The sequence below is a fragment of the Burkholderia pseudomultivorans genome (assembly GCF_001718415.1).
Classification (GTDB): domain Bacteria; phylum Pseudomonadota; class Gammaproteobacteria; order Burkholderiales; family Burkholderiaceae; genus Burkholderia; species Burkholderia pseudomultivorans_A.
In genome coordinates this window covers 602,531-627,335 of record NZ_CP013378.1, presented here as the reverse complement: position 1 = coordinate 627,335, position 24,805 = coordinate 602,531, and the positions used below count along the sequence as shown (strand labels likewise).

Below are 24,805 nucleotides of genomic sequence, written 5' to 3'. Positions count from 1 at the left end.
CCTTCGCTACACCGTGCGCTGCAAAACTTGCAAGCGCGCGGCCGCTCCGGGCCGCCACCTCCTAACCGTCGTACGCGGCCATCACGAGCCACAGCTCGCGGCCGTCGTCGTGCACGAGCGCCGCGAGCGCATACGGATCCTGCGGCTCGCATGCGCGCTGCAGCGCGAAGCGCGCCGGCTCGGTCGCGCCGAAGGTCTCGTCGCCCAGCGGCCGCACGTCGGCCTTGCCTTCGAACATCCGGCGCTCGGGCCGGTAAATCAGCGGTTCCTGCTTCCACGCGGTGAAGTGGTTCTTCACCGAGTCGAATCCGCCGCCGCACACGTTGACCTCGTAACGCACGCGGGGCTGCCGTTTGATCGGAATCATCGTCGCGCCTCCCGCTCGATGGGGCGCGCCGCTCACGGGGCCGGCGCGTCGTGGTTCGTCGGCGGCGGCGCAGGTCGCACCGCCGCAGTCGTCCATGAAGCGGCAAGCCGCGTGCCGCCACCGGGCACGGCGTCGCACTACGGGAACGGCCGTTGCATATCGATCGGCGTCATTGCCACGGAGCCTCGCCATGAACGACACGACCCGGTCCGGCCCTTCGACGCCGGCGCGCAAACCCGCCCAGGACCCGTCGCCGCCGCTGAAGGAGCACGACCAGACGCGCACGCGTCACTCGGAGCGCCATATCGACAAGTCGCTGGAAGACACCTTCCCCGCGAGCGACGCGCCGTCGACCGGCGGCATCACGCGCATCGAGCCCGATACGCCGCCCGGCACGCACGACGAAGGGCCGTGGCAGGACGAACGCGAACGCCGCGGGCAGTGACCGGCATGCGGCTTGCTGAATCGCCGCTGCGCTACCCGCGAGCCCAACCTGCAAGGAGGACTTCATGCATCGCGTCAACGAAATCATGTCGCAGGACGTCGTGCGCATTGCGCCGACCGATTCGATCCGTCATGCGGCCCAGCTGATGGAGCGCTACGACATCGGGGCGCTGCCCGTGTGCGACAACAACCGGCTGGTCGGGATGGTCACGGACCGCGACCTCACGGTGCGTGCGCTCTCGGCCGGCAAGCCGCCGGAGACGCGCATCCAGGAAGTCGCGTCGGGGCCGATCGAATGGTGCTTCGACGACGATTCGCTGGACGAGATCCAGCATTACATGGCCGATGCGCAGCTGCGCCGCCTGCCCGTCGTCGATCACGACAAGCGGCTGGTCGGCATGCTGTCGCTCGCCGACATCGCGACGCGCACGGCCGGCGCGTCGCGCGACGACCTCGCGAACACGCTCGAGGGCGTGTCGCAACCGAAGCAGACGTGACGCGCGCGGCTCGCCCGTGCGTCCCGCCCACCCCGCGCGACTCGCGCCGATCCAGGCCGAACGCGCCTACGCAGCCAGGAGGACAATCATGCAGACCCCCGATCAAGGACAGACCCGCATCGTCGGCAAGGGCGCCACGACGGCGGCCGGCCCCGGCCCCGACGTGATGGCGGCCAGCACGCTGGAAGGCGACAAGGTGTACACGACCGACGGCGACGACGTCGGCAAGATCAAGGAAATCATGCTCGACGTACGCTCGGGCCGGGTCGCCTACGCGGTGCTGTCGAGCGGCGGCCTGCTCGGCATCGGCGACAAGCTGCTCGCGATCCCGTGGAGCGCGCTGACGCTCGACACCGAGCGCAAGTGCTTCCTGCTGTCGGTGTCGTCCGAGCTGATCCGCAACGCGCCCGGCTTCGACAAGGACCACTGGCCGGCGATGGCCGACCCGCAATGGGCAGGGCCGCTGCACGAGTACTACGGCAGCGCGCCGTATTGGGGCGCGGGCGACGAGCTCGGGCTCACCGATCCGACCGAGGAACTGAACGACCCGCGTACGCGCGGACAACACTAGGCGCAAGCGCCGAACGGTCGCCGTGCGCGGCGCACCGATGCCCCGACGCCCCGCCCCGCGCGGGGCGTTTTTTTGTCGCCGGCGCCGGGCCTCACGCGTTTTTACAAGCGCCGTGTAACGGCGCCGCCCCACGCCGCATCGAGATAGCGCAGCAGCCGGTGCGGCGTCAGCGGCTTCGCGCAGTGCGCGTCGAAGCCTGCTTCGCGCGCACGCTCGCGATCACGCCGCGACGCGAACGCGCTGCACGCGACGAGCAGCATGCCGGCCGTGCATGGATCGCCGCGCAGCCGCTGCGCGAGCTGCAGCCCGTCGAGCCCCGGCATCGCGATGTCCAGTACGGCCGCGAACGGCTGCCAGTCGCGCGCGACCTCGCATACGCAGAACGGATCGTCGATAACGCGACATTCGAAGCCGCGTGCGTCGAGCAGCAGCTGCAGCGCGTCGGCCGCGTCGCGGTAGTCGTCGACTATCAGTACGCGGCGCGGCCGCGGCGGCACGCTGTCCGGCGCGCGCCACAGCAGCACGTCGTCGGCGCCCGGATCGTCGCCGGAGGCGATGGACATGGTGGTTCTCCTGTTGCCCGAATGAGCGAAAGCGCCCCGTACGCAAGGCGCGCGCCCATATCGAACGGGTGGCATGCCGGTTGCTGTGTTGAGGGTATCCATCGATACCGGAGCCGTTGATGCGCGCGATGCAGGGTTCGTCGTCCGTCGGCATGGGAGGCGCGGCAGCAAGCGCGCATCGCACGTCGGCGGGCGCGGGAGAAGCGGCATGACCCGCCGCCAGCCTGCCGAGCCGCCCGAGGAGACACCCGAGCCAGCGAGCCTCGACGCGTGCCGCCGCTGCGCGCTGTGGGAACACGCGACGCAGGCCGTGCCGGGCGTCGGCCCGCGCAATGCGCGCATCATGCTGGTCGGCGAGCAGCCGGGCGACCAGGAAGACCGCGCCGGGCTGCCGTTCGTCGGCGCCGCCGGCCGCGTGCTCGATCGCGCGCTGGCCGCGGCCGGCATCGAACGCGACACGGTCTATCTGACGAATGCGGTCAAGCACTTCAAGTGGGAGCCGCGCGGCAAGCGACGGCTGCACAAGACGCCCGCGCAGCGCGAGGTCGCCGCCTGCCATTACTGGCTCGAACGCGAGCTCGACGCGCAGCGCCCCCGCGTGATCGTCGCGCTCGGCAGCACCGCACTGCGCGCGGTGCTGCAGGACAACGACGCAACCCTGCAACGCACGCCGACGCCGGTGCGCACCGCGCAAGGCCATCTCGTCGTCGCGACCTGGCATCCGTCCTACGTGCTGCGCACGCGCGGCGCCGATTCGCGCGAGCAGGCGTATCAGACGCTCGTCGACGCGCTGCGCACCGCGTCGCGCCTCGCGCGCGGCGACGAGGCACCGCCGCGCCCGCACGGAGACTCGCGATGAGCAGCGCGCGCCCCGACGACGCGCCGCCGCCCACCGACACCACGACGCCCGACCGGCAACCCTGGTATCGACGGCTCGGCCCCGGCCTGCTCGCCGGCGCGTCGGACGCCGATCCGAGCAACGTCGCGGTCTACGCGCAGGCCGGCAGCCAGTTCGGCTACAACATGCTGTGGATGATCGTCGTCACGCTGCCGATGATGGTCGCCGTGCAGGTCGCGTCGGCCTGCATCGGACGCGCGAACCGGCAAGGCCTGATCGCCGGCATCCGCGAGCATTTCTCCGATCGCGTCGCCAAGACGCTGATCGTGATGGTCGCGATCGTCAACGTGGTCAACGTCGGCGCGGACCTCGCCGCGATGGGCGACGCGACCGCGCTGGTGGTCGGCGGCCACAGCTACTGGTACGCGCCCGTCTACGGGCTCGCCTCGCTCGCGCTGCAGGTGACGCTGTCGTACGAACGCTATGCGCGCTGGCTGAAATGGATGACGTTCGGCCTGCTCGCATACGTGCTCGAACTCGGTTTCGTGCAGGTCGACTGGCACGGCGCGCTGCATGCGATCGTGCTGCCGCAGATCGCCTTCACGCATGCGTATGCGACGACCGCGGTCGCGGTGCTCGGCACCACGCTGAGCCCCTATCTGTTCGTCTGGCAGGCCGCGCTCGAGGTCGAGGAGGCGCAGGCCGAACGGCGCAACGGCGACACCGCGCGCGCGTACGCGCCGCGCGACGCACAGGCGCGGCGGATTCGGTTCGACACGTGGAGCGGCATGATCGTCACCAACGCGGTGTCGTTCTGCATCATGGTGGTCGGCGCGGCCGTGTTCTTCGCGCGCGGCCGGCACGATATCGGCAGCACCGCGCAGGCCGCCGAAGCGCTGCGCCCGATCGCCGGCGAGGCGGCGTTCGTCGTGTTCGCGCTCGGCATCGTCGGCTGCGGCCTGCTCGCGATTCCCGCGTTCGCCGGCAGTGCCGCCTACGGCTGCGCGGAAGCGTGGCGTTTTCGCGAAGGGCTGAACGAACCGGTGCGGCGCGCACCGGCGTTCTACGCGGTGCTCGCGCTGTGCGTCGCGGTCGGCATCGCGATCTGCTTCAGCCCGGTGGATCCGATCCGCGCGCTGTACTGGAGCGCGGTGCTCAACGGCATCGCGGCGGTGCCGATGCTGGTGATGGTGATGCTGCTGTCGGCACGGCGCGGCGCCGACGGGCAGGCCGGCCAGGGCATCGTGTCGACCTGCTTCGGCTGGCTTGCCGTCGCGCTGATGGCCGCCGCGGTCGTCACGATGATCGTCGACATGCTGACCTGAGCGGGCGCGCGGCCCGCGTCGCTCAATCGCCCGGCCGCATCACCGCCTTGATGCAGCCGTCGCCGCGCGTGCGGCTCAGCTCGTAGAGATCGGGGCCGTCGGAAAGACGCGCGCGATGCGTGACGACGAACGACGGATCGAGCTGCCCGTCGACGATGCGCTTGAGCAGGTCGTCGCTCCAGCGCTGCACGTAGGTCTGCGCGGCGCGCAGCGTCAGCCCCTTGTTGACGATCGCGCCGATCGGCAGGTTGTCGACGAGGCCGCCGTACAATCCCGCGATCGACACGACGCCGCCGGGGCGGCACGCGTAGATCGCCTCGCGCAGCACGTGCGGCTGGTCGACGCCCGGCACGGTGGTTTCCTTGAAGCGGTCGAGCGTCGCGTCGACCGCGTCCACCGCATGCGCTTCGAGCCCGACCGCGTCGATGCATTTGTCCGGGCCCTTGCCGCGCGTCTGCTCGGCGAGCGTGTCGGCCACGCTCAGCTTGGTGAAGTCGAGCGGCGTCGCGCCGAGCGCGCGGGCGCAGTCGAGCCGCTCGGGCACGCAGTCGATCGCGATCACGTCGCCCGCGCCGAGCAGCCGCGCGGCGAGCACCGCGTACAGCCCGACCGGGCCCGCGCCCCATACCGCAACGACGTCGTTCGGCTGGATCGCGCACTGCACGGCGGCCTGCCAGCCGGTCGGCAGCGTGTCGCCGAGCGGCAGCGCGCGTTCGTCGTCGATCTCGTCCGGAATCCTGATCGGCCCGACATCGGCGAACGGCACGCGCACGTACTCGGCCTGCCCGCCCGGATAGCCGCCGGCCAGATGCCCGCAGCCAAACAGGCCGCCGGTGCCCTGCCCGTACACGCGCTGCACGAACGCGCGATTCGGATTCGAGGTTTCGCACACCGAGTAGTTGCCGCGCCGGCACGCGTCGCAGGTGCCGCACGCGATCGCGAACGGCACCACGACGCGATCGCCGACGCGCAGGTGCCGGTTCTCGCTGCCGACTTCGACCACCTCGCCCATGAATTCGCGGCCGAGGACCGCACCGTCCTTCAGGCCCGGCAGCACCGCGTCGTACAGATGCAGGTCGGCGCCGCCGATCGCGCACAGCGCGACCTTCACGATCGCGTCGCGCGGATGCGCGATCGCCGGATCGTCCACCCGTTCGTAATGCACGGCGCGCTTGCCGTGCCAGCACAATGCCATCATCGGCGTTCTCCGCGGCCGCGAATCGTCACATCATCTTGCCGCGCGAACGCTCGGCGCGCGCCGCGTCGGCGGCCGACTCGACCTTCTTCACCTCTTCCGGCGGCGGCAGCACGGCCTTGAACCCCATCGACTCGATCCACATCTCGCGCGCCCAGCCGCGCGTGTGATAGAGGTGGTGGTCCTCGTCGGGCTCGACCTCGTCGTGCGCGTCCTTCAGCACCTTCGCGGCATCGCCCGACAACTGGTTGGCCGCATAGCCGATCAGTTCCCAGTTCAGGTGGTCCTTGGTCTCGGCGAGCACCACGCACTCGGCCGCGACGATCTGCGCGACCGCCGGATCGGCCTGCTTCTTCGCGTGCTCGATCACCTGCACCAGCGACTTGCCGGTCGCGGCCACCGCGCTGCGTCCCGGCGACTTCGCATCGGGATCGAGGCCGAGCGCCTCGAACACCTTGCGCAGCACCTCCTGGTGGTGCTTGGTTTCGCGGTGGTACTTCTCCCATTCCTTGTGCAGGTCCTCGTCGGTCGCACACTGCAGCGCGGCCGCGTACACCTGTTCGCCGCCAAGCTCGGTCTCGTATGCCTGGCAGAGCAGTTCGAGAATGCCTTCGTGCTTCGATTGCCGTTGGGCCATGACTGCCTCCGAAAAATCGGGCCGCACGCGCGGCCCGTGGGTTGAAGCGGGCGCGCGTTACTGCGCGCCCACCTTGCGTTCGAGCGCCTGCGCCATGCTCAGGTGATGCTTCAGCGTCGGCAGCGTCGAGCGTGCGAACGCGCGCAGCTCGGCGTCCTTGCCGTTGCGCGCTTCGCCGTCGAACAGCGCGACCGCCTTGCGATGCGCTTCCGGGCCGACCGCCGCGACGTACGCGACGTCGAAGTCGTGACCGTTCTTGCCGCGCAGCGCCTCGACGTCCGGATCCGATACCTGCACGGTCTGCGGCGTGATGCCCTTGCTCGACGCGATCTGGCGCAGCTGCGCGTTCGCCTTGCCGTGATCGGCGATCATGCGCTGCGCGAATGCGCGCACGTCCGGCGACTTGGCCTGCTTCAGCGCCAGCTGGCTCGCCTGCACCTCGCTCTTGCCGGCGAGCGTGGCCTGATCGACGAACTCGGCGTCGGGGCCCTGCGGCGCCTTCGCCATGCCCGCATCGCCCGCGCCGCTCGACGGATTGATGACGCCGCCCGGCACATGCGAATTCGACGCGGGCGGCTCGCTCGGCATCTGCGCGTGCGCCGACGCGCCGAGCATGCCCGCGGCCAGCGCCGCGATCGTCCAGTAGTGGGATTTCATCCGGATCCTCCTTGTGTTCGTGGACATCCGACGGCCTCAGCCGCCGACGATCGAACCGCCGTTCGGGTGCAGTGTCTGCCCCGTCATGTAGCTGGCGCCTTCCGATGCGAGCAGCACGTAGCAGCCGATCAGCTCGTCCGGCTGCCCGGGCCGCTTCAACGGCACGTTCGAGCCGAACTGCGCGACCTGTTCGGCCGTAAACGTCGACGGAATCAGCGGCGTCCAGATCGGCCCCGGCGCGACCGCGTTCACGCGGATGTCGCGCTCGGCCAGCTCGATCGACAGCGAACGCGTGAACGACACGATCGCGCCCTTGGTCGCCGAGTAGTCGGGCAGCTTCGGGTTGCCGTGATACGCGGTCACCGACGCCGTGTTGACGATGCGCGCGCCGGCCTTCAGATGCGGCAGCGCGGCCTGCGTGCAGAAGAACATCCCGTACAGGTTGGTGCGGAAGGTGCGCGTGAGCTGCTCCTCGGTCACGTCCTCGATGCCCTGCTGCGGATGCTGTTCGCCCGCGTTGTTGACGAGCACGTCGAGCCGCCCGAGCCGTTCGACCGTGCGCGCGACGGCTTCCTGCGCCTGCCGGCGGTCGCCGACGTCGCATGCGATCGCCTCGCAGCGCCGGCCGGCCTGCTCGATCAGGCGCCGGGTATGCGCGGCGTCGTCGGATTCGTTCAGGTAGACGATTGCGACATCCGCGCCCTCCTTCGCGAAACCGACCGCGACCGCGCGACCGATGCCGCTGTCGCCGCCCGTCACGAGCGCGACCTTGCCGGCCAGCTTGCCGCTGCCGACGTAGTCGGCCGCCTCGTCGCGCGGCTTCGGATGCATCTCGCGCTCGACGCCGGGCTGGCGCCCCTGCTTCTGCGGCGGCGGAGTCTGTGCGGTGCTCATGGGGTTCCTCCTTGAACGGGTATGGCGGATCCGGCGCAAGCATCGTGCCGTGCCGGCGACGCCGCCGCCGCGGGCCGCGGCGCGGTTTCGCCCGCGCGGCGTTGCAAACGCATGCAGAAAACGCGCGGTTCAGCGCACGCCGCCCGGGCCGACCTGGTCGGGACGCCGAACCGGATCGAAGTCGCGCCACTCGCCGTCGTGCCAGTCGCCTTCGACGCGCTCGATCGACGTCGCGCCGGTCGCGCGCAGCACGTCTTCCGCCGTGTTCGCCGTGGTCGGCGTCACGCGCGCAGCGAGGATCACGCCCGACTCGCTCTGCGCGAGCGTGCCCTTGCCTTCCGCCTGCTGCCCGCGCATCCGGCCGAGCGCGCCGCCGAACGCGCCGAGGTAGGCGCCCACCAGCGCACCCGCCGCCGGCACGAACCAGTAGCGCCAGCCGATCGCATAGACGATCAGGCCCGCGACCGCGCCGATCAGCAGCCCGCGCATCGCGCCGACGGCTGCGCCGCGGCCGCCCGGCTTCGCGGCCGAATCGGCGTATACGTCGCCGCCGATCGGGAAGCGCGCATGCTGGCCGCCGGGGTTCAGAAAGAAGATCGACACGTCGTCCGGCCCGAATGCGCGTTCGTACAGGCGGCGCGCCCCGCCTTCCGCTTCATCAAAGGTCGTGAAGCGGCCTGCGACGATCATCGTCATGCTGTACTCCTCCGTGACGGGTGCGCCGCGCGCCGACCGGCGCGCGGCGGGCCGGCGCTCACATCAGCCGGCCAAGCTCCTTCGACACGGACGCGGGCGTGCCGTACTCGCGCTCGGGAATCCGCTTGAGCATGTCGATCACGGCCGGGTCCGCATGCGAGCGCTCCGCGCACTCGACCACGTCCGCCTTGCTGGCCGGATAGTCCATGCCCTTCAGCGCCTTCTGCACGTCGACCGGGCTCGGCGCCTTGCCGTGGCCGCTCTGGTGGCCGCCCTTGTCGTGGTCCTGCTGTGCGCGCTCGCCCTCGTGCGCACGCGCGTGGCTGAGTTCGTGGCCCGTATGTTGTCGGGATGTCATCGCAGTCTCTCCTTCGAAGATTGAACGGAATCACGTGGCGGCGCGCCGCGATCGCGCGAGCGCGGCCACCACGAGCGCGGCCGCGGTCAGCGCGACCGCGCTCGCGACCTTCGGCCGCTGCACCACCGCGTTGTACGCGCAGCCGCGCAGCACCGGCCCTTCCATGCCTTCGCGCTCGTGCAGTGCATGGCGCGACTCGTAGAGCGCGTTGTCGTCGCGCGGGCGCGCCGGCCGCACGGTGCGCTGGCCGCGCGAGAACAGCGTGGCCGCGACGCGATCGAACAGCCGCGGCATGTGGTACGCGCTGGCCGACGTGAACTTCGCGGCGCCGCCGACGAACAGCGTGCGGCGCGGATGCGCGGCGGCGAACAGGATCGCGTCGGCGACCAGTTCCGGGTCGTAGATCGGCGGCGGCAGCTTCGCCTCGACGTTCATGTAGTTCTTCGCGTGCATCACGAACATCGTGTCGATCGCGGCCGGCTTGATCAGCGTGACCGACACCGGCAGGTGATCGGCTTCCATCTCGAGCCGCAGCGAATCGGTAAAGCCCTTCACCGCGTGCTTCGACGCGACGTACGCGGTCTGCAGCGGCACCGGCGCGTCGGACGCCTCGCTGCCCATGTTGATGATCGCGCCGCCGTGGAAATCGCTCTTGCGCCGGAAATGGTCGGCCGCGACCAGCGAGCCGTGCACGACGCCCCAGTAGTTGGTGTCGAACAGCCGGCGCTGATCCTCGAGCGGCACGGTGGACGCCGCGCCGAAGATCGACACGCCGGCGTTGTTGACCCACGTGTCGAAGCCGCCGTAGGTGTCGGCCGCCGTCGCGGCCGCGCGCTGCAGGTCCTCGAGGTTCGCGACGTCGCCCGCGACCGGCACCGCCAGCCCGCCGTGCTGGCGGATTTCCTCGCACAGCGTGTTCAGCGCCTCCTCGTTGCGTGCGAACAGCACCAGCTTCGCGCCGCGCCGCGCGGCCTTGCGCGCCGTGACGAGGCCGATGCCGCTGGTCGCGCCGGTGATCACGATCGTCTGCTCGCCGACCGGTTTGAGCATGCAGTTCATCACTGGACTCCTTCGTTTACGGCTTCGCCATCACTTCGGCCGGATCGTCAACTGGTCGCGCACGTCCTGCACGCCGTCGACCTGCTTCACCGCGTTCACGGCCATCGTGCGCTGCTGCTCGTCGGGCACGCTGCCCGTCAGCGTCACGTTGCCGCGGCGCGTCTTCACGTGCACGTCGCCGGCCGACAGGCCGCTGGTGCCGATCAGCGCGGCCTTCACCTTGGTGGTGACGGTCGCGTCGCGGATCTTCGTGCCGGTCGACGAAGAAGACGAAGAAGACGACGACGAAGATGCCGAACCGTCGTCGCCGGCGGCGAACACGTTCGGCGCCGTGACCGCGCAGGCGGCCGCGGCGGCGAACGCGAGCGCCATGCCGGCGCGGCTCGCGCGGCGGCGGTGAAGTCGCAGGGAACGGGCGTGCAACGAGTTGAGCTTCATCGTGACCTCCTTTTGTCAGGCCGGCCATGCCGGCAGGTACGGCGGGATGTCGCAAGCCGCGTGCCGCGGCCGGCGCGCCGCCGGCCCGCGCGGGCGAGCGATCGGACGCCCTTTCATCCAATGCGTTGTAATTTTTTCGGCATGCCGGAGGACCGTTTCCCCCGCGCGACAGCGGGCATGACGATTGCCGAACCGCCTGCAACGGGACGCATCGCCGCGGCCCCGAAATCGGGAGCAATACCATGCAAAGAATCGCGTTGATCAGTGAACATGCGTCGCCGCTGGGGGTGATCGGCGGCGTCGATGCAGGCGGCCAGAACATCTACGTCGCGAACGTCGCGAAGCAGCTGGCCGAACGCGGCCTCGACGTCGACGTCTATACGCGCTGCGACAATGCGCACCTGCCGGAAGTCGTCGAGATCGGCACGCACATGCGCGTGATCCACGTGCCAGCCGGCCCGCCCGTCGACGTGCCGAAGGAGCGGCTGCTGCCCTACATGGACGCGTTCGCGCAGTACATGGTCGCGCGCATGCGGCGCGAAGCCGATCCGGTCGACGTGATGCATGCGAACTTCTTCATGTCCGGTCACGCGGCATTGCGTGTGAAGAAACAGCTCGGCATTCCGCTCGTCACGACCTTTCATGCGCTCGGCCGCGTGCGGCGTCTGCACCAGGGCGCGGCCGACGGTTTTCCCGATGCGCGCTTCGCGATCGAGGACACGCTCGCGCGGCGCTCGGACCGGTTGATCGCCGAGTGTCCGCAGGATGCGGCCGACCTGATCACGCACTATCGCGCCGATGCGTCGCACATCGAGATCGTGCCGTGCGGATTCGACGCGCGCGAGTTCCGCCCGGTGCCGCGCGACGAGGCGCGCGCGCGGCTCGGCTGGCCGGGCGACGCATTCGTCGTGCTGCAGCTCGGCCGGCTGGTGCCGCGCAAGGGCATCGACACCGTGATCGACGCGCTCGCGCGGATGCCGCGCGATCCGCAGCGGCCGACGCGGCTCTATGTCGTCGGCGGCAGCCACGCGACGCCCGACCCCGCGCGCGACCCCGAACTGGCGCGGCTCGCCGCGCTCGCGCACGACACCGGTATCGCCGATCGCGTGACCTTCGTCGGCCGGCGCGACCGCGACGCGCTGCACCTGTACTACAGCGCCGCCGACGTGTTCGTGACGACGCCGTGGTACGAGCCGTTCGGCATCACGCCGGTCGAGGCGATGGCCTGCGCGACGCCGGTGATCGGCAGCGACGTCGGCGGGATCCGCACGACCGTCGAGGACGGCCGGACCGGCTATCTGGTGCCGCCGCGCGATCCGGCCGCGCTGGCCGCCCGGCTCGTGCAGCTGCGCGAGCAGCCCGACCACTGCGCGGCGCTCGGCCGCGCCGGCTATCTGCGCGCACACCGATGCTATACGTGGCGCGGCGTCGCCGACCGGCTCGTCGACATCTACCGCGACGTCGCGCTCGGGCGCCGCGCCGGCACGTCGGCCGGCGCCTCGCGCCGCACGCCGGTCGCGGCCACGCCGCGCGCGCTCGCGAACCGCAAGGAGAATGCGTGATGAAGGGCTACGATCGCAAACGGGTACTCGTCACCGGCGGCGCCGGCTTTCTCGGTTCGCATCTGTGCGAACGACTGCTCACCGCCGGCCACGACGTGCTGTGCGTCGACAATTTCTATACGGGCGCGAAGGACAACATCGCGCACCTGCTCGACTCGCCGAACTTCGAGCTGATGCGGCACGACGTCACGTTTCCGCTTTATGTGGAGGTCGACGAGATCTACAACCTCGCGTGCCCCGCGTCGCCGATCCACTACCAGCGCGACCCGGTGCAGACGACCAAGACCAGCGTGCATGGCGCGATCAACCTGCTCGGCCTCGCCAAGCGCGTGAAGGCGCGGATCCTGCAGGCGTCGACCAGCGAGGTCTACGGCGACCCCGACGTGCATCCGCAGGACGAGCACTACTGGGGCCGAGTGAATCCGGTCGGCATCCGCGCGTGCTACGACGAAGGCAAGCGCTGCGCGGAAACGCTGTTCATGGACTATCACCGCCAGTACGGCGTCGACGTGCGGATCGCGCGGATCTTCAACACCTACGGGCCGCGCATGCATCCGGCCGACGGGCGCGTCGTGTCGAACTTCATCACGCAGGCGCTGGCGGGCGAGCCGCTGACCGTCTACGGCGACGGCCGGCAGACGCGCTCGTTCTGCTATGTCGACGATCTGGTCGACGCACTGATCCGGCTGATGGACGAACCGGGCGACGCGAGCGAGCCGATCAATCTCGGCAGCGACGACGAGATCGCGATGATCGACGTGGCGCGCGAAGTCGTGCGCGTGGTCGGCGCGTCGGTGCCGATCGAATTCTGCGCGCTGCCGGCCGACGACCCGCGCCAGCGGCGGCCGAATCTCGACGCCGCGCGCACGCGGCTCGGCTGGCGGGCGACGACGCCGTTCGCGAGCGGCCTCGCGCACACCGCACGGCACTTCATCCATCGGCAGGCGATACACCATACGCCGGGCGACCTGGTGCGCAGCACGCAGATCGCGTCGCACATGCTCGCGCAGATCGGCACGCGCAACCGGCCCGCGCCGACGTCGTGACGGCGCTGCGGCGTAACGTATGACGAGACGGTCAGGGTCGGTTCGCACAGGCAACGCCTGTGCGTTCCATATGCAGACAGACCCTAACCGTCGCCTTGCGTCAGGCGGGCGATCTCGCGCGCAAGCTCGCGCACGTCGACCGGCTTGCGCAGATAGCCGTCGAAGCCGGCCTCGCGCACGCGGCGTTCATCGGCGAGCCCCGCATGCGCGGTGATCGCGAGCATGCGCGGGACGCGCGAGCCGTCCGGCCGGCCGTCGCCGTTGCCGTTCGCCGCGCGCCGGCGAAACGCGTCGAGCAGCCAGAAGCCGTCGCCGTCCGGCATCGCGAGGTCGGACAGCACGACGGTCGGCTGCATGTCGTCGGCCATCGCGATCGCCTCGCGGCCCGACGACGCGATCGCGACTGCCGCGCCGAAGGTGGTCAGCGCGGCCGTGAGGCTCGCGCGCGTGGTGGCGTCGTCGTCGACGACGAGGATGCGCTGCGTGTCGAGCGTCATCCGCTCGTTCGCGCCGGCCGCCTGCGCCAGCCCCCAAGCCATCGCGCCCATCGGCTGCCAGCCGGCCGGCAGCGTCACGACGAAGGTCGTGCCGCGATTGCGCCCCGCGCTTTCGACCACCACCGTGCCGCCGTGCAGCTGCACGATATGGCGCACGATCGAGAGCCCGAGGCCGAGCCCGCGCCGCGGCGACGCCGGGGAATCGTCCGCGCGCCTGAACATGTCGAACACGTAGGGCGCGAATTCCGGCGCAATGCCCTGCCCCGTGTCGGATACGGTCAGCGTCGCATGCGCGCCGTCGCGCGCGATCTTCACCGTCACCTCGCCGCCGCCCGGCGTAAACTTCAGCGCATTCGACACGAGGTTCGACAGCATCTGCCGCAGCCGCTCGGCATCGCCCGCCACGATGCAGGCGGACGTCGCGCCGTCGAACTCGAGCGCGACGCCGGCCGCCGAGGCGGCCGACTGGAACGACGCGACGACATCCGAGCCGAGCCGCACGACGTCGACCGGCATCGACTCGAGCTGCAGCTTGCCGGTCGCGAGCGACGACGCGTCGAGGATGTCGCCGACCATCCGCGTCAGCGATCGCGCGCTGCGGTCGATCGCATCGATCGCCTGCGTCTGCAGCGACGCGTCGCGGGAGTTGCGCAGCACCTCGATCCAGCCGTAGATCACGTTCAGCGGCGTGCGCAGCTCGTGCGACACCGTCGCCAGCAGTTCGTCCTTCAGCCGGTTCGACGTGTCGGCCCGGTCGCGCGCATTGCGCGCGCCGCGCAGCGAACGCTGCGTGATCATGTCGCGCCGCCGCTGCGCGCCGGTTTCGCGCACGGTCAGCGACAGCGCGACCAGCGCACGCGCGGCGTCGCGCACCGGGCGCGCCGACACGGTCGCGCGAAAACGCTGGCCGTCGCGCCGCACGCACAGCAGGTCGACCGGGCCGACGGCCTCGCGCATGTCGTCGAACGTGTCCGCGACCGGATTGCGCTTCAGCCAGCGCATCGCGACCAGCGTCTCGAAGCGGCGGCCGCGCGCGTCGTTCTCGTCGTACCCGAACATCCGCTGCGCGGCCGGGTTCCAGCTGACGATGCGACCATCGGCGTCGATGCCGACGATCGCGTCCGGCGACGCCTCGACCACCGCGCGCTCGGCCTGCAGTGCTTCCGCGCGCACGCGCTGCGCGCCGATATCGCGCAGCAGCAGCACCGCGCCGTCGATATTGCCGTCCGCATCGCCGATCGGCACCGCGATCTCCGCGACCGGCACCGGTTCGCCGCCGCCCGCGGGCCGCACCCAGTGACGCTCGGACATCATGCGCACGCCGCCGAGCGCGCGCTCGAGCGCCGAGGTCTGCACGCGCCGGCCGTCCCGGTCGCACAGCTGCACGACGTCGCGCGCAGCGCGCCCGGTCGCATCGTCGGGCCGGCAGCCGAGCAGCTCGGCCGCCGCCGCGTTCAGATAGGTGACGCGCCCGGTCGTGTCGGCCGCGATCACGCCGTCCGGCAACGCATGCAGCACGGCTTCGAGCTGCGCGCGCGCGGCAGCCTCGCGACGGCGCGCGCGCTCGTTGGTCACTCTCGCGTGACGCAGCATCGACGCGATCGCACACACCACCGCGCCGATCAGGATGAAGGCGCCGAGCCGGACCAGCCGTTCGGGCAGCGGCTCCGTATAGGTAGCCGGATCGGACAGGAACAGCGCCCAGACGAGCAGGCCGCTCACCGCGGTCGCGATGCAGCCGAACAGGAACGATGTCGCCCACGCGGCGCCGGCCAGCATCGGGTAGTACAGGATCAGCGACAGGTTCACGCCGCCGAAGCGGATCGCGAGCGCCTGCAGCACGGTCGCGATCGCGACGAGCATCACGGCGGTCGCGTAGTTTCCGGTCTGCGGATGAAATTTTTCAATCATCGCGGGCACCCCTGCCGCAGCGTTCGCGACGGCCGGCCGGCGCGACGCGCGGGCATGCCGCCTGCTTGTGGATGCCCGACGCGGGCCTCGCCGCGCACGATGGAGACGCTTTTGCCATGACCGCCCCCACCCGCTGGCTTGTCGTATCGCCGCATCTCGACGACGCGGTGTTCAGTTGCGGACGCCTGCTCGCACAGGCGCCCGGTTCGATCGTCGTCACCGTGTTCGCCGGCATCCCGCCCGCCGGCACCGCGCCGCCGCCATGGGACCGGCGCGCGGGTTTTCGCAGCGCCGACGAAGCGATGCATCTGCGCCGCGACGAGGATCGCCGCGCCCTCGCGCTGCTCGACGCGCGCCCCGTGTGGCTCGATTTCCTCGACGACCAGTACGGCGTGCCGGCCAGCGCGACGGACATCGCCGCGCGCGTGGCCGACGCGCTCGACGCGCATCCGGACGCCGGCGTGCTTGCACCGGCCGGCCTGTTCCATCGCGACCACCTGCAGGTGCAGCAGGCGATGTTGTCGCTGCTGCGCGGCCGGCATGGGTCGCGCGCGTGGCGTTTCTTCGAGGACGTGCCGTATCGCCGGATCGACGGCCTGATGGCCAGGCGCGTGATCGACTGGCGCGAGCGCGGCTGGATCGCGCGGCCCGTGGCCGCGCCGGCCGGCAATCGCATGGACGGCGGCGCGGCGAAGGCCGCGGCCGTGAAGGCCTATGCGAGTCAGATCGCGCTGTTCGAACCGCATGCGCTCGTCGACCTCCGTGAACCCGAAGCGTACTGGCAGCTCGAATGCGAAACCCCGTCCGCGTAACGCCCGCGCGCCTCGCCCTGCCGCCGCACGAAGCGCGCGTGACCGCCGTCGTGCTGACCTACCGGCGCCCGTTCGAACTCGCGCGCACGCTCGCGCGGCTCAGCGCATTGCCGGACCGGCCCGCGATCGTCGTCGTCGACAACGCGTCGGACCGCGACACCGCGATGCTCGTGCGCGGCCGCTTCCCGCACGCGACGCTGGTGCACGCGTCGCACAACCCGGGCGCGGCGGGCCGCAATCTCGGCGTGGCGGTCGCGCGCACGCGCTACGTCGCGTTCTGCGACGACGACACGTGGTGGGCGCCCGACTCGCTGCGCCACGCCGCGAACCTGCTCGACGCGTATCCGCACGTCGCCGCGCTGACCGCGCGCGTGCTGGTCGGCCCGGAGCGGCGCGAGGACCCGACCTGCCGCCTGATGGCCGACAGCCCGCTCGACGCACCGGTCGCGCTGCCGGGCCGCCCGATCCTCGGGCTGCTCGCCGGCGCGACGATCTTCCGGCGCGATGCGTTCGTGCGCGCGGGCGGCTACCATCCGCGCTATTTCATCGGCGGCGAGGAAGCGCTGCTCGCGCTCGATCTGTACGGCGCCGGCGCATGGCTCGCCTATGCGCCGCAGCTGACCGTTCATCACTACCCGTCGAGCCTGCGCGACGCGCGCACGCGCGCGCGCGTGGCCGCACGCAACGCCGCGTGGACCGCGTGGCTGCGCTGGCCGACGGCCGCCGCGCTCGCCCATACGCTGCGCACGCTGCCGAACCTGCGCCGCGAACGCGCGATCCTGCGCACCTTCGCGGGCCTGCCGTGGATCCTGCGCGAACGGCGCGCGATCCCGCCGCACGTCGAGCGCATGCGCCGCCGCCTCATCGACGACGACGCGCGGCGCCGCAGCGAGGCCGGACCATGAACGCGTTCGCCGCGGCGGCATCAGGAATCCGGCTTGTCGGACTCGCTTTCGAGCTGCGCGAGCCGGTTGTAGATCGTCTTCAGGCTGACGTCGAGCACTTCGGCGGCCTGCGCCTTGACGCCGCCGCATTGCGCGATCGTGCCGAGGATCAGCTTGCGGTCGACCTCCTCGAGCGGCGTGCCGAACGGCACCGTCACGCGATCCTCGTGCGAATCGACCATGCTCGACAGCTCGTCCATGATCGGCGGCGGCAGCGTGTCGATCACGTCGACGTCGCTGAAGATGCTCGCGCGCTGCACGAAGTTGCGCAGTTCGCGCACATTGCCGGGCCATGCGTAGGTCTTCAGCGCTTCGCGCGCGGCCGGCGAGAAGCGCAGGTTGCGGCCGCTCTCTTCGTTGTAGCGCTGCAGGAACGCGTCGGCGAGCATCGGGATATCGTCGCCGCGCTCGCTGAGCGACGGCAGCGGAATCGGAAACACGTTGATGCGGTGATAGAGATCGGGCCGCAGCTTGCCGTCCGCCATCGCGGCTTCGGGGTCGCGGTTGGTTGCCGCGACGATGCGCACGTCGACGTCGATCTCGCGCGTCGAGCCGAGCCGCGTGAGCCGCCCGGTCTCCAGCACGCGCAGCAGCTTGACCTGCGATTCGAGCGGCATCTCGGTAATTTCGTCGAGGAACAGCGTGCCGCCGTCGGCGCGTTCGAAGAAGCCCTTGTGCTGACGCTCGGCGCCCGTGAAACTGCCGCGGTCGTGGCCGAACATTTCGCTCTCGACGAGGTTCGCTGCGATCGCGCCGCAGTTGATCGCGAGGAACGGCCCGCGCCGCCGCAGGCTCAGGTCGTGAATCGTCTGTGCAGCGAGTTCCTTGCCGGTGCCCGATTCGCCGGTCAGCAGCACCGATGCTTCGGTGCGCGCGACGCGACCGATCGCGTCGTACACGGCCTGCATCGCGGGCGAGCTGCCGAGCATGCGGCCGAAGCGGCCGAGACGCTGCAGCTCCGAGCGCAGCTCCGCGATCTCCTCGTGCAGCGCGGTGGTGCGCGGCACGCGCGCGAAGATGCTGTTGAGCCGCTGCATGTTCAGCGGCTTCACCAGATAATCGGTCGCACCGCGCCGCAGTGCGTCGATCGCGGTTTCGAGGCTCGCGTGACCGGTGGTCAGCACGATCTCGCAGTGCGCGCGTTTCGGTAATGCATCGAACAAATCCATCCCGTTGCCGTCGGGCAGCACGAGATCGCACAGCACCAGGTCGGGCGTATGCGTCGACACGAGCGTACGCGCTTCCTCCAGCGTGGCGGCCGTGTCGCATGCGAGCTGCTGCGTGCGCGCGAGCGTCGCGAGCATCGTGCGCGTATCGGCATCGTCTTCTACGATCAGGACATAGGGCATCGGGGCTCCTTGTAATGCGGCCCGGCGCGCGAAGCGGCCGGAACCGCGACGGGTGGGCAGCGCGATCGGGCACCGGTAATACGGCGGCGCATCGGCGATGCGCGCGATTCGATCGGGCAAGCGTCCTGCGATGACAAACGACGCTTAGCAGTATAGAAGAGCGGTGTCGTGCATGCGTTCCCCATCGAATAAATCTATCCGTATCGACTGCGCGGATTGCGAGATTCAATGCCTCGCGATCGGTATAAAAGATATGCTCTGTGCATGAATAAGACGACGCCTGTGCGTCGTTTTTTCTTCCCGCCGCATGCATTCGGTCAAAACTTCCTTGTTCGATATCACACCATGTCGAAATCCGATGATGACGGCACGCGGCTGTTCGGCCGCTCGCGGTCGATCCAGACCCTGTTGCTGCAGGTGTCGCGCGTCGCCGCCACACGTGCGAGCGTATTGATCGTAGGAGAAAGCGGCGCCGGCAAGGACATCGTCGCGCGGCTCATCCACGACATGAGTCCGCGCCGGCGCGGTCCGTTCGTCCCGATCAACTGCGGCGCGATTCCGCACGACATCGCGGAATCGCAACTGTTCGGACACGAGAAAGGCAGCTTCACCGGCGCCGTCGCGCAGCACGTCGGCATGTTCGAAGCCGCACGCGGCGGCACGCTGTTTCTCGACGAAATCGCCGAAATGCCGGCCGAACTGCAGGTCAAGCTGCTGCGCACGCTCGAGTCGAACACGATCATGCGCGTCGGCGGCCACGAAGCGATTCCGCTCGACATCCGCATCGTCGCCGCCACCCATCACGATCCGGTCGAGGCCGTGCGCAGCGGACGCCTGCGCGAGGACCTGTTCTACCGGATCGCGACGGTCGCGCTGCACGTACCCGCGCTGCGCCAGCGCGAGGACGACGTCGGCGACATCGCGCTGCAGATCGTCGAGCGCCTGAACGCGCGGCACCGCACGCGCAAGCGGCTGTCGATGCAGGCGATGAAGGCGCTGCGCGCCTATACGTGGCCCGGCAACGTGCGCGAGCTGCGCAATGCGCTCGAGCGCGCCTTCATCCTCGCCGACGAGCAGATCGAGCTGCAGTTGCCGCGTCGTCAGACGCCGCGCGAGGAAGTGCGCCACAACGCGATGACGCTGCAGATCGGCGCGACGCTCGCGCATACGCAGCAGCGCTTCATCGTCGCGTCGCTGCGCCATTACAACGGCGACAAGCCGCGCACCGCGAAGGCGCTCGGCATCAGCCTGAAGACGCTCTACAACCGCCTCGCGCTGCTGCCCGAGCACGAACGCGGCGGCGCAGTCGGCGCGGCCGACACGCACGCGACGAATCCATCGACGCAATGAGCGCGGTGCGCGACGGCGCGCATGTCGGCTCGCGCCGTCACGTCGCGACGTCGCGCAGCGCGGCGTCCCAGTCGCGTGCGAAGCGCTCGATGCCGAAGCGCTCGCGCGCATCGCGGCGCGCGGCCGCGCCCCACTCGCGCGCGAGCTCCGGATCGCGGATCAGCGTGCGCATCGCCTCGATCAGCACGGCCGGCCGCGTATCGGCGACGCCGTTCGATCCCGTCTTCACCAGTTGCGCCATTTCGGTCGTCGCGAGCGCGACGATCGGCAGGCCGATCATCATCGCCTCGATCACCGCGAGCCCGAGGCTCGTGTAGCGGATCGGGTTGAAGAAGAACCGATAGTGCGACAGGAACTGCGGCAGCGCCGGATTCGGCACCTCGCCGATTCCGCCGAGCTCGCTCGAGCCCATCCCGACCAGGTCGATCGGCACGCTGTGACGCACGACCTCGAACAGGTCCGCGCCGAGCCGGCGGCCGCGCCGCGCGAGGTTGTTCACGACCGTCACGCCCTTGGGCAGCGTGCCGTGATACGTGACGTCGTCGGGCACCAGTACGCCGTGCTCGATCACGCGGGTCGGCGTGATCCCGTTGTCCCACATCAGCGCGTTGAACGGCGTCACATGCACGAGCAGCACGTTCGGATCCTGCACCGGATGCAGCGTATCGGTCGGATGCTCGCGCGGCGGGTCGTGCTCGACGAACAGCGCCGGCAGCATCCGCTGCGCGTCGCTCAGCAGATGCAGGCGATCGTGCCGATAGTGATTGTGATGCTGGTACAGCACGCAGTCGAACTCGGTGTCGCGCACGCATTCGGCCGGCACCTCGTGCACGTTGTCGCCCCACGGCAGGTGCCCGACGCGGCCCGCATAGCCGGGCGGATGCTGCGGCCGCGTCACGATGAAGAAATCGTGCGGCGCCTGCGACAGGTAATACAGGTAGTTGCCATGCACGTGCCAGGTCAGCACGCGCAATCGTTTACGTGACATGACGTCGCTCCTCCGCGAGCAGTGCGCTCGCCTGGTCGATCACGTCGTCGATGCCGATCGCCGTCGCGCATTCGTGCTGGTACGGACAGGTGTCGAACGTGCACGGGCGGCATGACGGGTAGTTGGCGAGCACGCGATGGCGCTCGCCGTCGAGCGGCGCCCAGCGCGCGGTATCGCTGCCGCACGCGACGACCACGCTCGGCGTGCCGAGCGCGGCCGCGACGTGCGATACGCCGGTGTCGTTGCACAGCAGCAGCCGGGCGCGCCCGATCAGCGCCGCGAGCGCGCCGAGCGGCGTGCGGCCGCACAGGTTCACGCACGGCCGCGCGAGCTGTTCCGCGAACGCGCCGGCGAGCGCAAGCTCCGCGCGGGTGCCGGTCAGCACGATCTGCCAGCCGTCGTCCGCGAGTTGCCGCGCGGCGCTCGCGAAGCGCTCGATCGGCCAGCGCCGCGACGGCATGCGCGCGCCGGGATGCACGACCACGTAGCGGCCCGGATCGAGCGCATGCTCTTCGCTGAGCACGTGCCACAGCGCATAGTCGAGGCCGCCCAGCGGGAATTCGAGGTAGTCGCCCCAGTCGTCGTAGCCGAGCACTTTCATCAGCCGCAGATAGCGCGTGACCTCGGGCTCGGGGTCGTGCCACGCGATCGTGCAATCGAGCGCGGCCGCCTTGCCGTCGGCGGGCATGAAGCCGGCGGTGCGCGCCGCGCCGAGCGACGCGACGATCGCGTTGGTCTGCACGCCGCTGCCGTGCAGCTGGATCGCCAGGTCGAACTCGCGCGCGCGGCATTTCGCGACGAATGCGTCGTAGGCGGCCGCGTCGGGCTCGGGTTGTTCGCCGAGACCGGGCGCGCCGGGGAACGCGATGAAGTCGTTCACGTAGTCGGCAAAGCGCGACGCGAACTCGCGCGCCCACGGCAGCCCGACCAGCGTGATGCGCGCGTCGGGCTGGCCGCGCCGCAGCGCGCGCAGCGCCGGCACCGCGCACAGCATGTCGCCGAGCTGCAGCGCGCGGAACACGACGATCCGCGGCGGCCTCGACGCATCGAACGGCGCGGCTTTCACAGGAACAGCACGCGGAAATGCAGCGCGCCTCGTATGCGCCAGTACAGCGAGACCGGCGGAATCGCGATCGACGTGACGATCATCTCGGCGACGTGCGACGGCGTGAGCTGCGTGCCGCGCAGCCGCCGCCAGCAGAACACGGCGGTGATCGCGGCCCATACGCCCGCGCATGCCGCGCCCGCCACCGGCCAGCGCGCCGCGAAGCAGACGATCGCGCCGAGCGCCGCGAGCACCGCCGCGTAGTAATGCCACGGCGGCACCGGACGGATATGCCGGCGATAGGTCGCGCGATGCTTCTTGTACAGCAGCGCGTCGAAATACACCTTCGATTGCTGGCCGATGCTCACGCCCCAGCGTGCGGGACGCACCGGATGCACGATGCGCGCGGCGTCGACGCCGACGATCGGCCCCGCCTGCTCGCGCAGCGCGAACATCAGGTCCGCGTCCTCGCGCCACGCACGCGTGAAGCGCTCGTCGAACCCGCCGATGCGTTCGAGCGCCGCGCGCCGCACGAAGCAGTTCGCGGTCGCGAATTCGGCATGCGCGAGGCCGGCCGCGTCGCGTTCGTAGTCGGTCGGCCGCGGCCGCAACGGCACGTCGATGCGGCCGGCCGCGGCGGCCGCCGACGGCTCGGCCAGCAGCGCGGCCGCGCCGTGCCGCAGCCAGGTCGGATCGGGAATCGTGTCGTCGTCGGTGAACGCGATCAGCGCGCCGCGCGCTTGCCGCCAGCCGACGTTGCGCGCGGCGGCCGGCCCCTGCGTGTCGGGCGCGCTCAGGTAGCGGATCGTCGGCACGTCGGCCACGCTGGCGCGGCGCGCATCGACCACGGCGCGCGCGCTGCCGGCCGGATCGTCGTCGACGACGAGGATTTCATAGGTGGTCGGGTCGAACACCTGCGCGCACAGCGCGTCGAGGCAGCGTTCGAGCAGGTCGGGCCGCCGGAACGTCGGCACGACGACCGATACGATCGGCGGCAACTGCGTGTCGCGCATGTTCATCTCGGCTTCTCCATCAGGAACGAACCGATCACGAGCGCGTCGAGCGGCGAGGTCCAGAAGCACTCGATCGCATCGCGCGGCGTGCAGACGATCGGCTCGCCGCGCGTGTTGAACGAGGTGTTGACGAGCACCGGCACGCCGGTCAGCGCGTCGAACTCGGTCAACAGCGCGTGCAGCAGCGGATGCTGTTGCGCATCGACGGTCTGCACGCGCGCGGTGCCGTCGATATGGCGCACCGCCGGAATCCGCTCGCCGCGCTCGGGCAGCACGTCGTACACGAACAGCATGAACGGCGCGCGCAGCGGCTCGCGCCGGCCGCCGGAGAACCACTCGTGCGCCTTCGCCTCGAGCACGACCGGCGCGACCGGCCGGAAGTCCTCGCGGTCCTTGATCCGGTTCAGCCGCTGCTGCATGCCCGGATCGATCGGCGACGCGAGGATCGAGCGGGCGCCGAGCGCGCGCGGGCCGAACTCCATGCGGCCCTGGAACCAGCCGATCACGCGGTTCGCGGCGAGCAGCGCGGCCGTCTGCGCGGCGACGTCGGACAGCTTGCGGTACGGCAGCTGCGCTTCCTGCAGGAACGCCTCGATCGCCGCGTCGCTGTACGAAGGCCCCAGGTATGCGTGCTCCATGCGCCAGTCGCCGCGTGCGCCGCGCATCCGGAAGTCGGTCCACAGCGCCGCGCCGAGCGCGGTGCCGGCGTCGCCGGCGGCCGGCTGCACCCACACGTCGTCGAACGGGCCGCGATCGCGGATCTTCGCGTTCATCACGCAGTTCAGCGCGACGCCGCCCGCCATCGCGAGCTGCCGCTCGCCGCTCTGCGCGGCGAGCCATTCGACCGCCTGCAAGGTGGTTTCCTCGAGCACGAGCTGCAACGCATGCGCGACGTCGCAATGCTGCGGCGTGATCGGCCCGCCGCGCTCGCGCGCGGGCCCGAACAGCGCGACCAGGTCGCGGTCGACCGTCTCGTAGCGCCCTTCGCCGCAGTAGCGGACCAGTCCGCGCATCGGCTCCGCATACACCGGCTTGCCGTACGACGCGAGCGCCATCACCTTGTACTCGTCCGACGAGTGCAGGAAGCCGAGATAGCGCGTCACGCGCTCGTACAGCAGGCCGAGCGAGTGCGGCAGGTCGACCTGGCCGAGCCGCCGGTAGGTGCGCCCGTCGAATGCGCCGTAGCTGGTGGTCGCGCGCTCGCCGCGGCCGTCCATCGTCATCACCGCGCAATGGTCGAACGGCGCCGCGAGAAATGCGCTCGCCTCGTGCGCGAGATGATGCTCGACGAAATGCCAGCGGAACGGCCCGTCGTGCGTGACGCCGCGAAAGCGCCGCTGCAGGTGGTGCGGCGCGCCGCCGGCGAGCTGCCGCGGCGCGTTCACGATCGACGACAGGAACAGCGGGTGCCACGGCGATACGCCGCCGGCCGGCGCCGCCTGCGCGGACGGTTCGAGCGGCAGCGTCAGCGACGGCTGCGCGCCGTGACGATCGAGCTCGAGCCACGGATCGTACGAATACGCGACGTGCTGCACGTCGGCGAGCGCGATGCCGGCTTCCGCGAGACAGTAGTCGATCGCGTGATACGGCAGCTCCCACGTCGAGAACGGCACGGGCCGCTTCGCATGCTTCACGTGCGTGAACCGTTCCTCTTCGGCCGCCGCGACGACCACGCCGTCGCGCACCAGGCACGCGGCGCTGTCGTGGAAGGCGGCATTGATGCCGAGCGTATGAATCGGATCGGACATG

26 protein-coding genes are annotated in these 24,805 nt (G+C 70.5%); 10 read left to right on the top strand and 16 right to left on the bottom strand.

The features are described 5' to 3' along the window. Window positions 1-61: 61 nt before the first annotated feature. Window positions 62-367, bottom strand: coding sequence for a hypothetical protein (locus WS57_RS15605; RefSeq protein WP_038455776.1), 306 nt, complete (start codon window positions 365-367; stop codon window positions 62-64). Between the two features lie 190 nt (window positions 368-557). Here WS57_RS15605 and WS57_RS15600 point away from each other — a divergent pair, with 190 nt between their 5' ends. From WS57_RS15600 to WS57_RS15590, 3 genes are all read left to right on the top strand, one after another. Next, window positions 558-812, top strand: a complete 255-nt coding sequence (locus tag WS57_RS15600) for a hypothetical protein (protein ID WP_009693065.1) — start codon at window positions 558-560, stop codon at window positions 810-812. Window positions 813-876: 64 nt separating this feature from the next. Beyond that, window positions 877-1,308, top strand: a complete 432-nt coding sequence (locus WS57_RS15595; RefSeq protein WP_009693066.1) for a CBS domain-containing protein — start codon at window positions 877-879, stop codon at window positions 1,306-1,308. 88 nt (window positions 1,309-1,396) lie between these two features. After that, the gene (locus WS57_RS15590) at window positions 1,397-1,879 is read left to right on the top strand and encodes a PRC-barrel domain-containing protein (RefSeq protein ID WP_009693067.1); all 483 of its coding nucleotides are present in this window, start codon (window positions 1,397-1,399) and stop codon (window positions 1,877-1,879) included. A gap of 101 nt (window positions 1,880-1,980) precedes the next feature. Here the strand turns inward: WS57_RS15590 and WS57_RS15585 are convergent, their stop codons facing one another. Beyond that, on the bottom strand, window positions 1,981-2,442 hold the full coding sequence (locus WS57_RS15585) for a response regulator (RefSeq protein WP_069244517.1): 462 nt from the start codon (window positions 2,440-2,442) through the stop codon (window positions 1,981-1,983). A gap of 208 nt (window positions 2,443-2,650) precedes the next feature. Here WS57_RS15585 and WS57_RS15580 point away from each other — a divergent pair, with 208 nt between their 5' ends. Both WS57_RS15580 and WS57_RS15575 read left to right on the top strand, forming a co-directional pair. Then, a complete protein-coding gene (locus WS57_RS15580; RefSeq protein ID WP_069244516.1) occupies window positions 2,651-3,301 on the top strand; it encodes a UdgX family uracil-DNA binding protein in 651 nt (216 codons plus the stop codon). Beyond that, entirely contained in the window at window positions 3,298-4,605 is a 1,308-nt protein-coding gene (locus tag WS57_RS15575) for an Nramp family divalent metal transporter (RefSeq protein ID WP_059517818.1), read from the top strand. The genes WS57_RS15580 and WS57_RS15575 overlap by 4 nt, the downstream gene beginning before the upstream one ends. A 22-nt stretch (window positions 4,606-4,627) precedes the next feature. Here WS57_RS15575 and WS57_RS15570 read toward each other — a convergent pair whose 3' ends face one another. The 8 genes from WS57_RS15570 to WS57_RS15535 form a co-directional block, all read right to left on the bottom strand. Beyond that, entirely contained in the window at window positions 4,628-5,803 is a 1,176-nt protein-coding gene (locus WS57_RS15570; RefSeq protein ID WP_038455772.1) for a zinc-dependent alcohol dehydrogenase, read from the bottom strand. A gap of 25 nt (window positions 5,804-5,828) precedes the next feature. Then, window positions 5,829-6,437, bottom strand: a complete 609-nt coding sequence (locus WS57_RS15565; protein WP_009695590.1) for a DUF892 family protein — start codon at window positions 6,435-6,437, stop codon at window positions 5,829-5,831. Window positions 6,438-6,494: 57 nt separating this feature from the next. Next, on the bottom strand, window positions 6,495-7,094 hold the full coding sequence (locus WS57_RS15560) for a DUF4142 domain-containing protein (protein WP_038455771.1): 600 nt from the start codon (window positions 7,092-7,094) through the stop codon (window positions 6,495-6,497). A 36-nt stretch (window positions 7,095-7,130) separates the two neighbouring features. Further along, window positions 7,131-7,988 carry an SDR family oxidoreductase gene (locus WS57_RS15555; RefSeq protein ID WP_009695592.1) on the bottom strand — a complete coding sequence of 286 codons (858 nt, stop codon included), beginning with the start codon at window positions 7,986-7,988 and terminating at the stop codon, window positions 7,131-7,133. A gap of 129 nt (window positions 7,989-8,117) precedes the next feature. After that, window positions 8,118-8,684, bottom strand: coding sequence for a hypothetical protein (locus WS57_RS15550; protein ID WP_060299106.1), 567 nt, complete (start codon window positions 8,682-8,684; stop codon window positions 8,118-8,120). A 58-nt stretch (window positions 8,685-8,742) separates the two neighbouring features. Continuing rightward, window positions 8,743-9,042, bottom strand: a complete 300-nt coding sequence (locus WS57_RS15545) for a DUF2795 domain-containing protein (protein ID WP_038455769.1) — start codon at window positions 9,040-9,042, stop codon at window positions 8,743-8,745. Between the two features lie 30 nt (window positions 9,043-9,072). Further along, the gene (locus tag WS57_RS15540; RefSeq protein ID WP_059517815.1) at window positions 9,073-10,101 is read right to left on the bottom strand and encodes an SDR family oxidoreductase; all 1,029 of its coding nucleotides are present in this window, start codon (window positions 10,099-10,101) and stop codon (window positions 9,073-9,075) included. Between the two features lie 30 nt (window positions 10,102-10,131). After that, window positions 10,132-10,539 carry a BON domain-containing protein gene (locus WS57_RS15535; protein ID WP_038455767.1) on the bottom strand — a complete coding sequence of 136 codons (408 nt, stop codon included), beginning with the start codon at window positions 10,537-10,539 and terminating at the stop codon, window positions 10,132-10,134. Between the two features lie 242 nt (window positions 10,540-10,781). Here WS57_RS15535 and WS57_RS15530 point away from each other — a divergent pair, with 242 nt between their 5' ends. Both WS57_RS15530 and WS57_RS15525 read left to right on the top strand, forming a co-directional pair. Further along, window positions 10,782-12,101 (top strand): glycosyltransferase family 4 protein, encoded by a 1,320-nt coding sequence (locus tag WS57_RS15530; protein ID WP_069244515.1) that lies wholly within the window; start codon window positions 10,782-10,784, stop codon window positions 12,099-12,101. Then, entirely contained in the window at window positions 12,101-13,147 is a 1,047-nt protein-coding gene (locus tag WS57_RS15525; RefSeq protein WP_038455765.1) for a UDP-glucuronic acid decarboxylase family protein, read from the top strand. The genes WS57_RS15530 and WS57_RS15525 overlap by 1 nt, the downstream gene beginning before the upstream one ends. Before the next feature lie 83 nt (window positions 13,148-13,230). Here the strand turns inward: WS57_RS15525 and WS57_RS15520 are convergent, their stop codons facing one another. Beyond that, complete coding sequence (locus WS57_RS15520) at window positions 13,231-15,555, bottom strand: PAS domain-containing protein (RefSeq protein ID WP_059517807.1); 2,325 nt, start codon at window positions 15,553-15,555, stop codon at window positions 13,231-13,233. A 116-nt stretch (window positions 15,556-15,671) separates the two neighbouring features. Between WS57_RS15520 and WS57_RS15515 the strand changes: the two genes are divergently transcribed. Further along, complete coding sequence (locus WS57_RS15515; protein ID WP_038455763.1) at window positions 15,672-16,367, top strand: PIG-L deacetylase family protein; 696 nt, start codon at window positions 15,672-15,674, stop codon at window positions 16,365-16,367. Then, a complete protein-coding gene (locus tag WS57_RS15510; RefSeq protein ID WP_069244514.1) occupies window positions 16,346-17,272 on the top strand; it encodes a glycosyltransferase family 2 protein in 927 nt (308 codons plus the stop codon). The genes WS57_RS15515 and WS57_RS15510 overlap by 22 nt, the downstream gene beginning before the upstream one ends. Before the next feature lie 20 nt (window positions 17,273-17,292). On the opposite strand, the gene WS57_RS15505 is transcribed toward WS57_RS15510, so the two are convergent. Further along, on the bottom strand, window positions 17,293-18,660 hold the full coding sequence (locus WS57_RS15505) for a sigma-54-dependent transcriptional regulator (protein WP_038455761.1): 1,368 nt from the start codon (window positions 18,658-18,660) through the stop codon (window positions 17,293-17,295). 345 nt (window positions 18,661-19,005) lie between these two features. Between WS57_RS15505 and WS57_RS15500 the strand changes: the two genes are divergently transcribed. Then, window positions 19,006-20,010, top strand: a complete 1,005-nt coding sequence (locus WS57_RS15500; protein WP_059602215.1) for a sigma-54 interaction domain-containing protein — start codon at window positions 19,006-19,008, stop codon at window positions 20,008-20,010. Between the two features lie 37 nt (window positions 20,011-20,047). On the opposite strand, the gene WS57_RS15495 is transcribed toward WS57_RS15500, so the two are convergent. From WS57_RS15495 to WS57_RS15480, 4 genes are read right to left on the bottom strand one after another with little or no spacing between them, the layout of a single operon-like run. Further along, window positions 20,048-20,998, bottom strand: coding sequence for a glycosyltransferase (locus WS57_RS15495; protein ID WP_009693488.1), 951 nt, complete (start codon window positions 20,996-20,998; stop codon window positions 20,048-20,050). Continuing rightward, on the bottom strand, window positions 20,988-22,064 hold the full coding sequence (locus WS57_RS15490; RefSeq protein WP_069244513.1) for a glycosyltransferase family 9 protein: 1,077 nt from the start codon (window positions 22,062-22,064) through the stop codon (window positions 20,988-20,990). Before WS57_RS15490 ends, WS57_RS15495 begins: the two co-directional genes overlap by 11 nt. Continuing rightward, window positions 22,061-23,062, bottom strand: a complete 1,002-nt coding sequence (locus tag WS57_RS15485) for a glycosyltransferase family 2 protein (RefSeq protein WP_069244512.1) — start codon at window positions 23,060-23,062, stop codon at window positions 22,061-22,063. The genes WS57_RS15490 and WS57_RS15485 overlap by 4 nt, the downstream gene beginning before the upstream one ends. Next, window positions 23,059-24,804, bottom strand: coding sequence for a carbamoyltransferase (locus WS57_RS15480; protein WP_069244511.1), 1,746 nt, complete (start codon window positions 24,802-24,804; stop codon window positions 23,059-23,061). The genes WS57_RS15485 and WS57_RS15480 overlap by 4 nt, the downstream gene beginning before the upstream one ends. Window position 24,805: the final 1 nt, after the last annotated feature.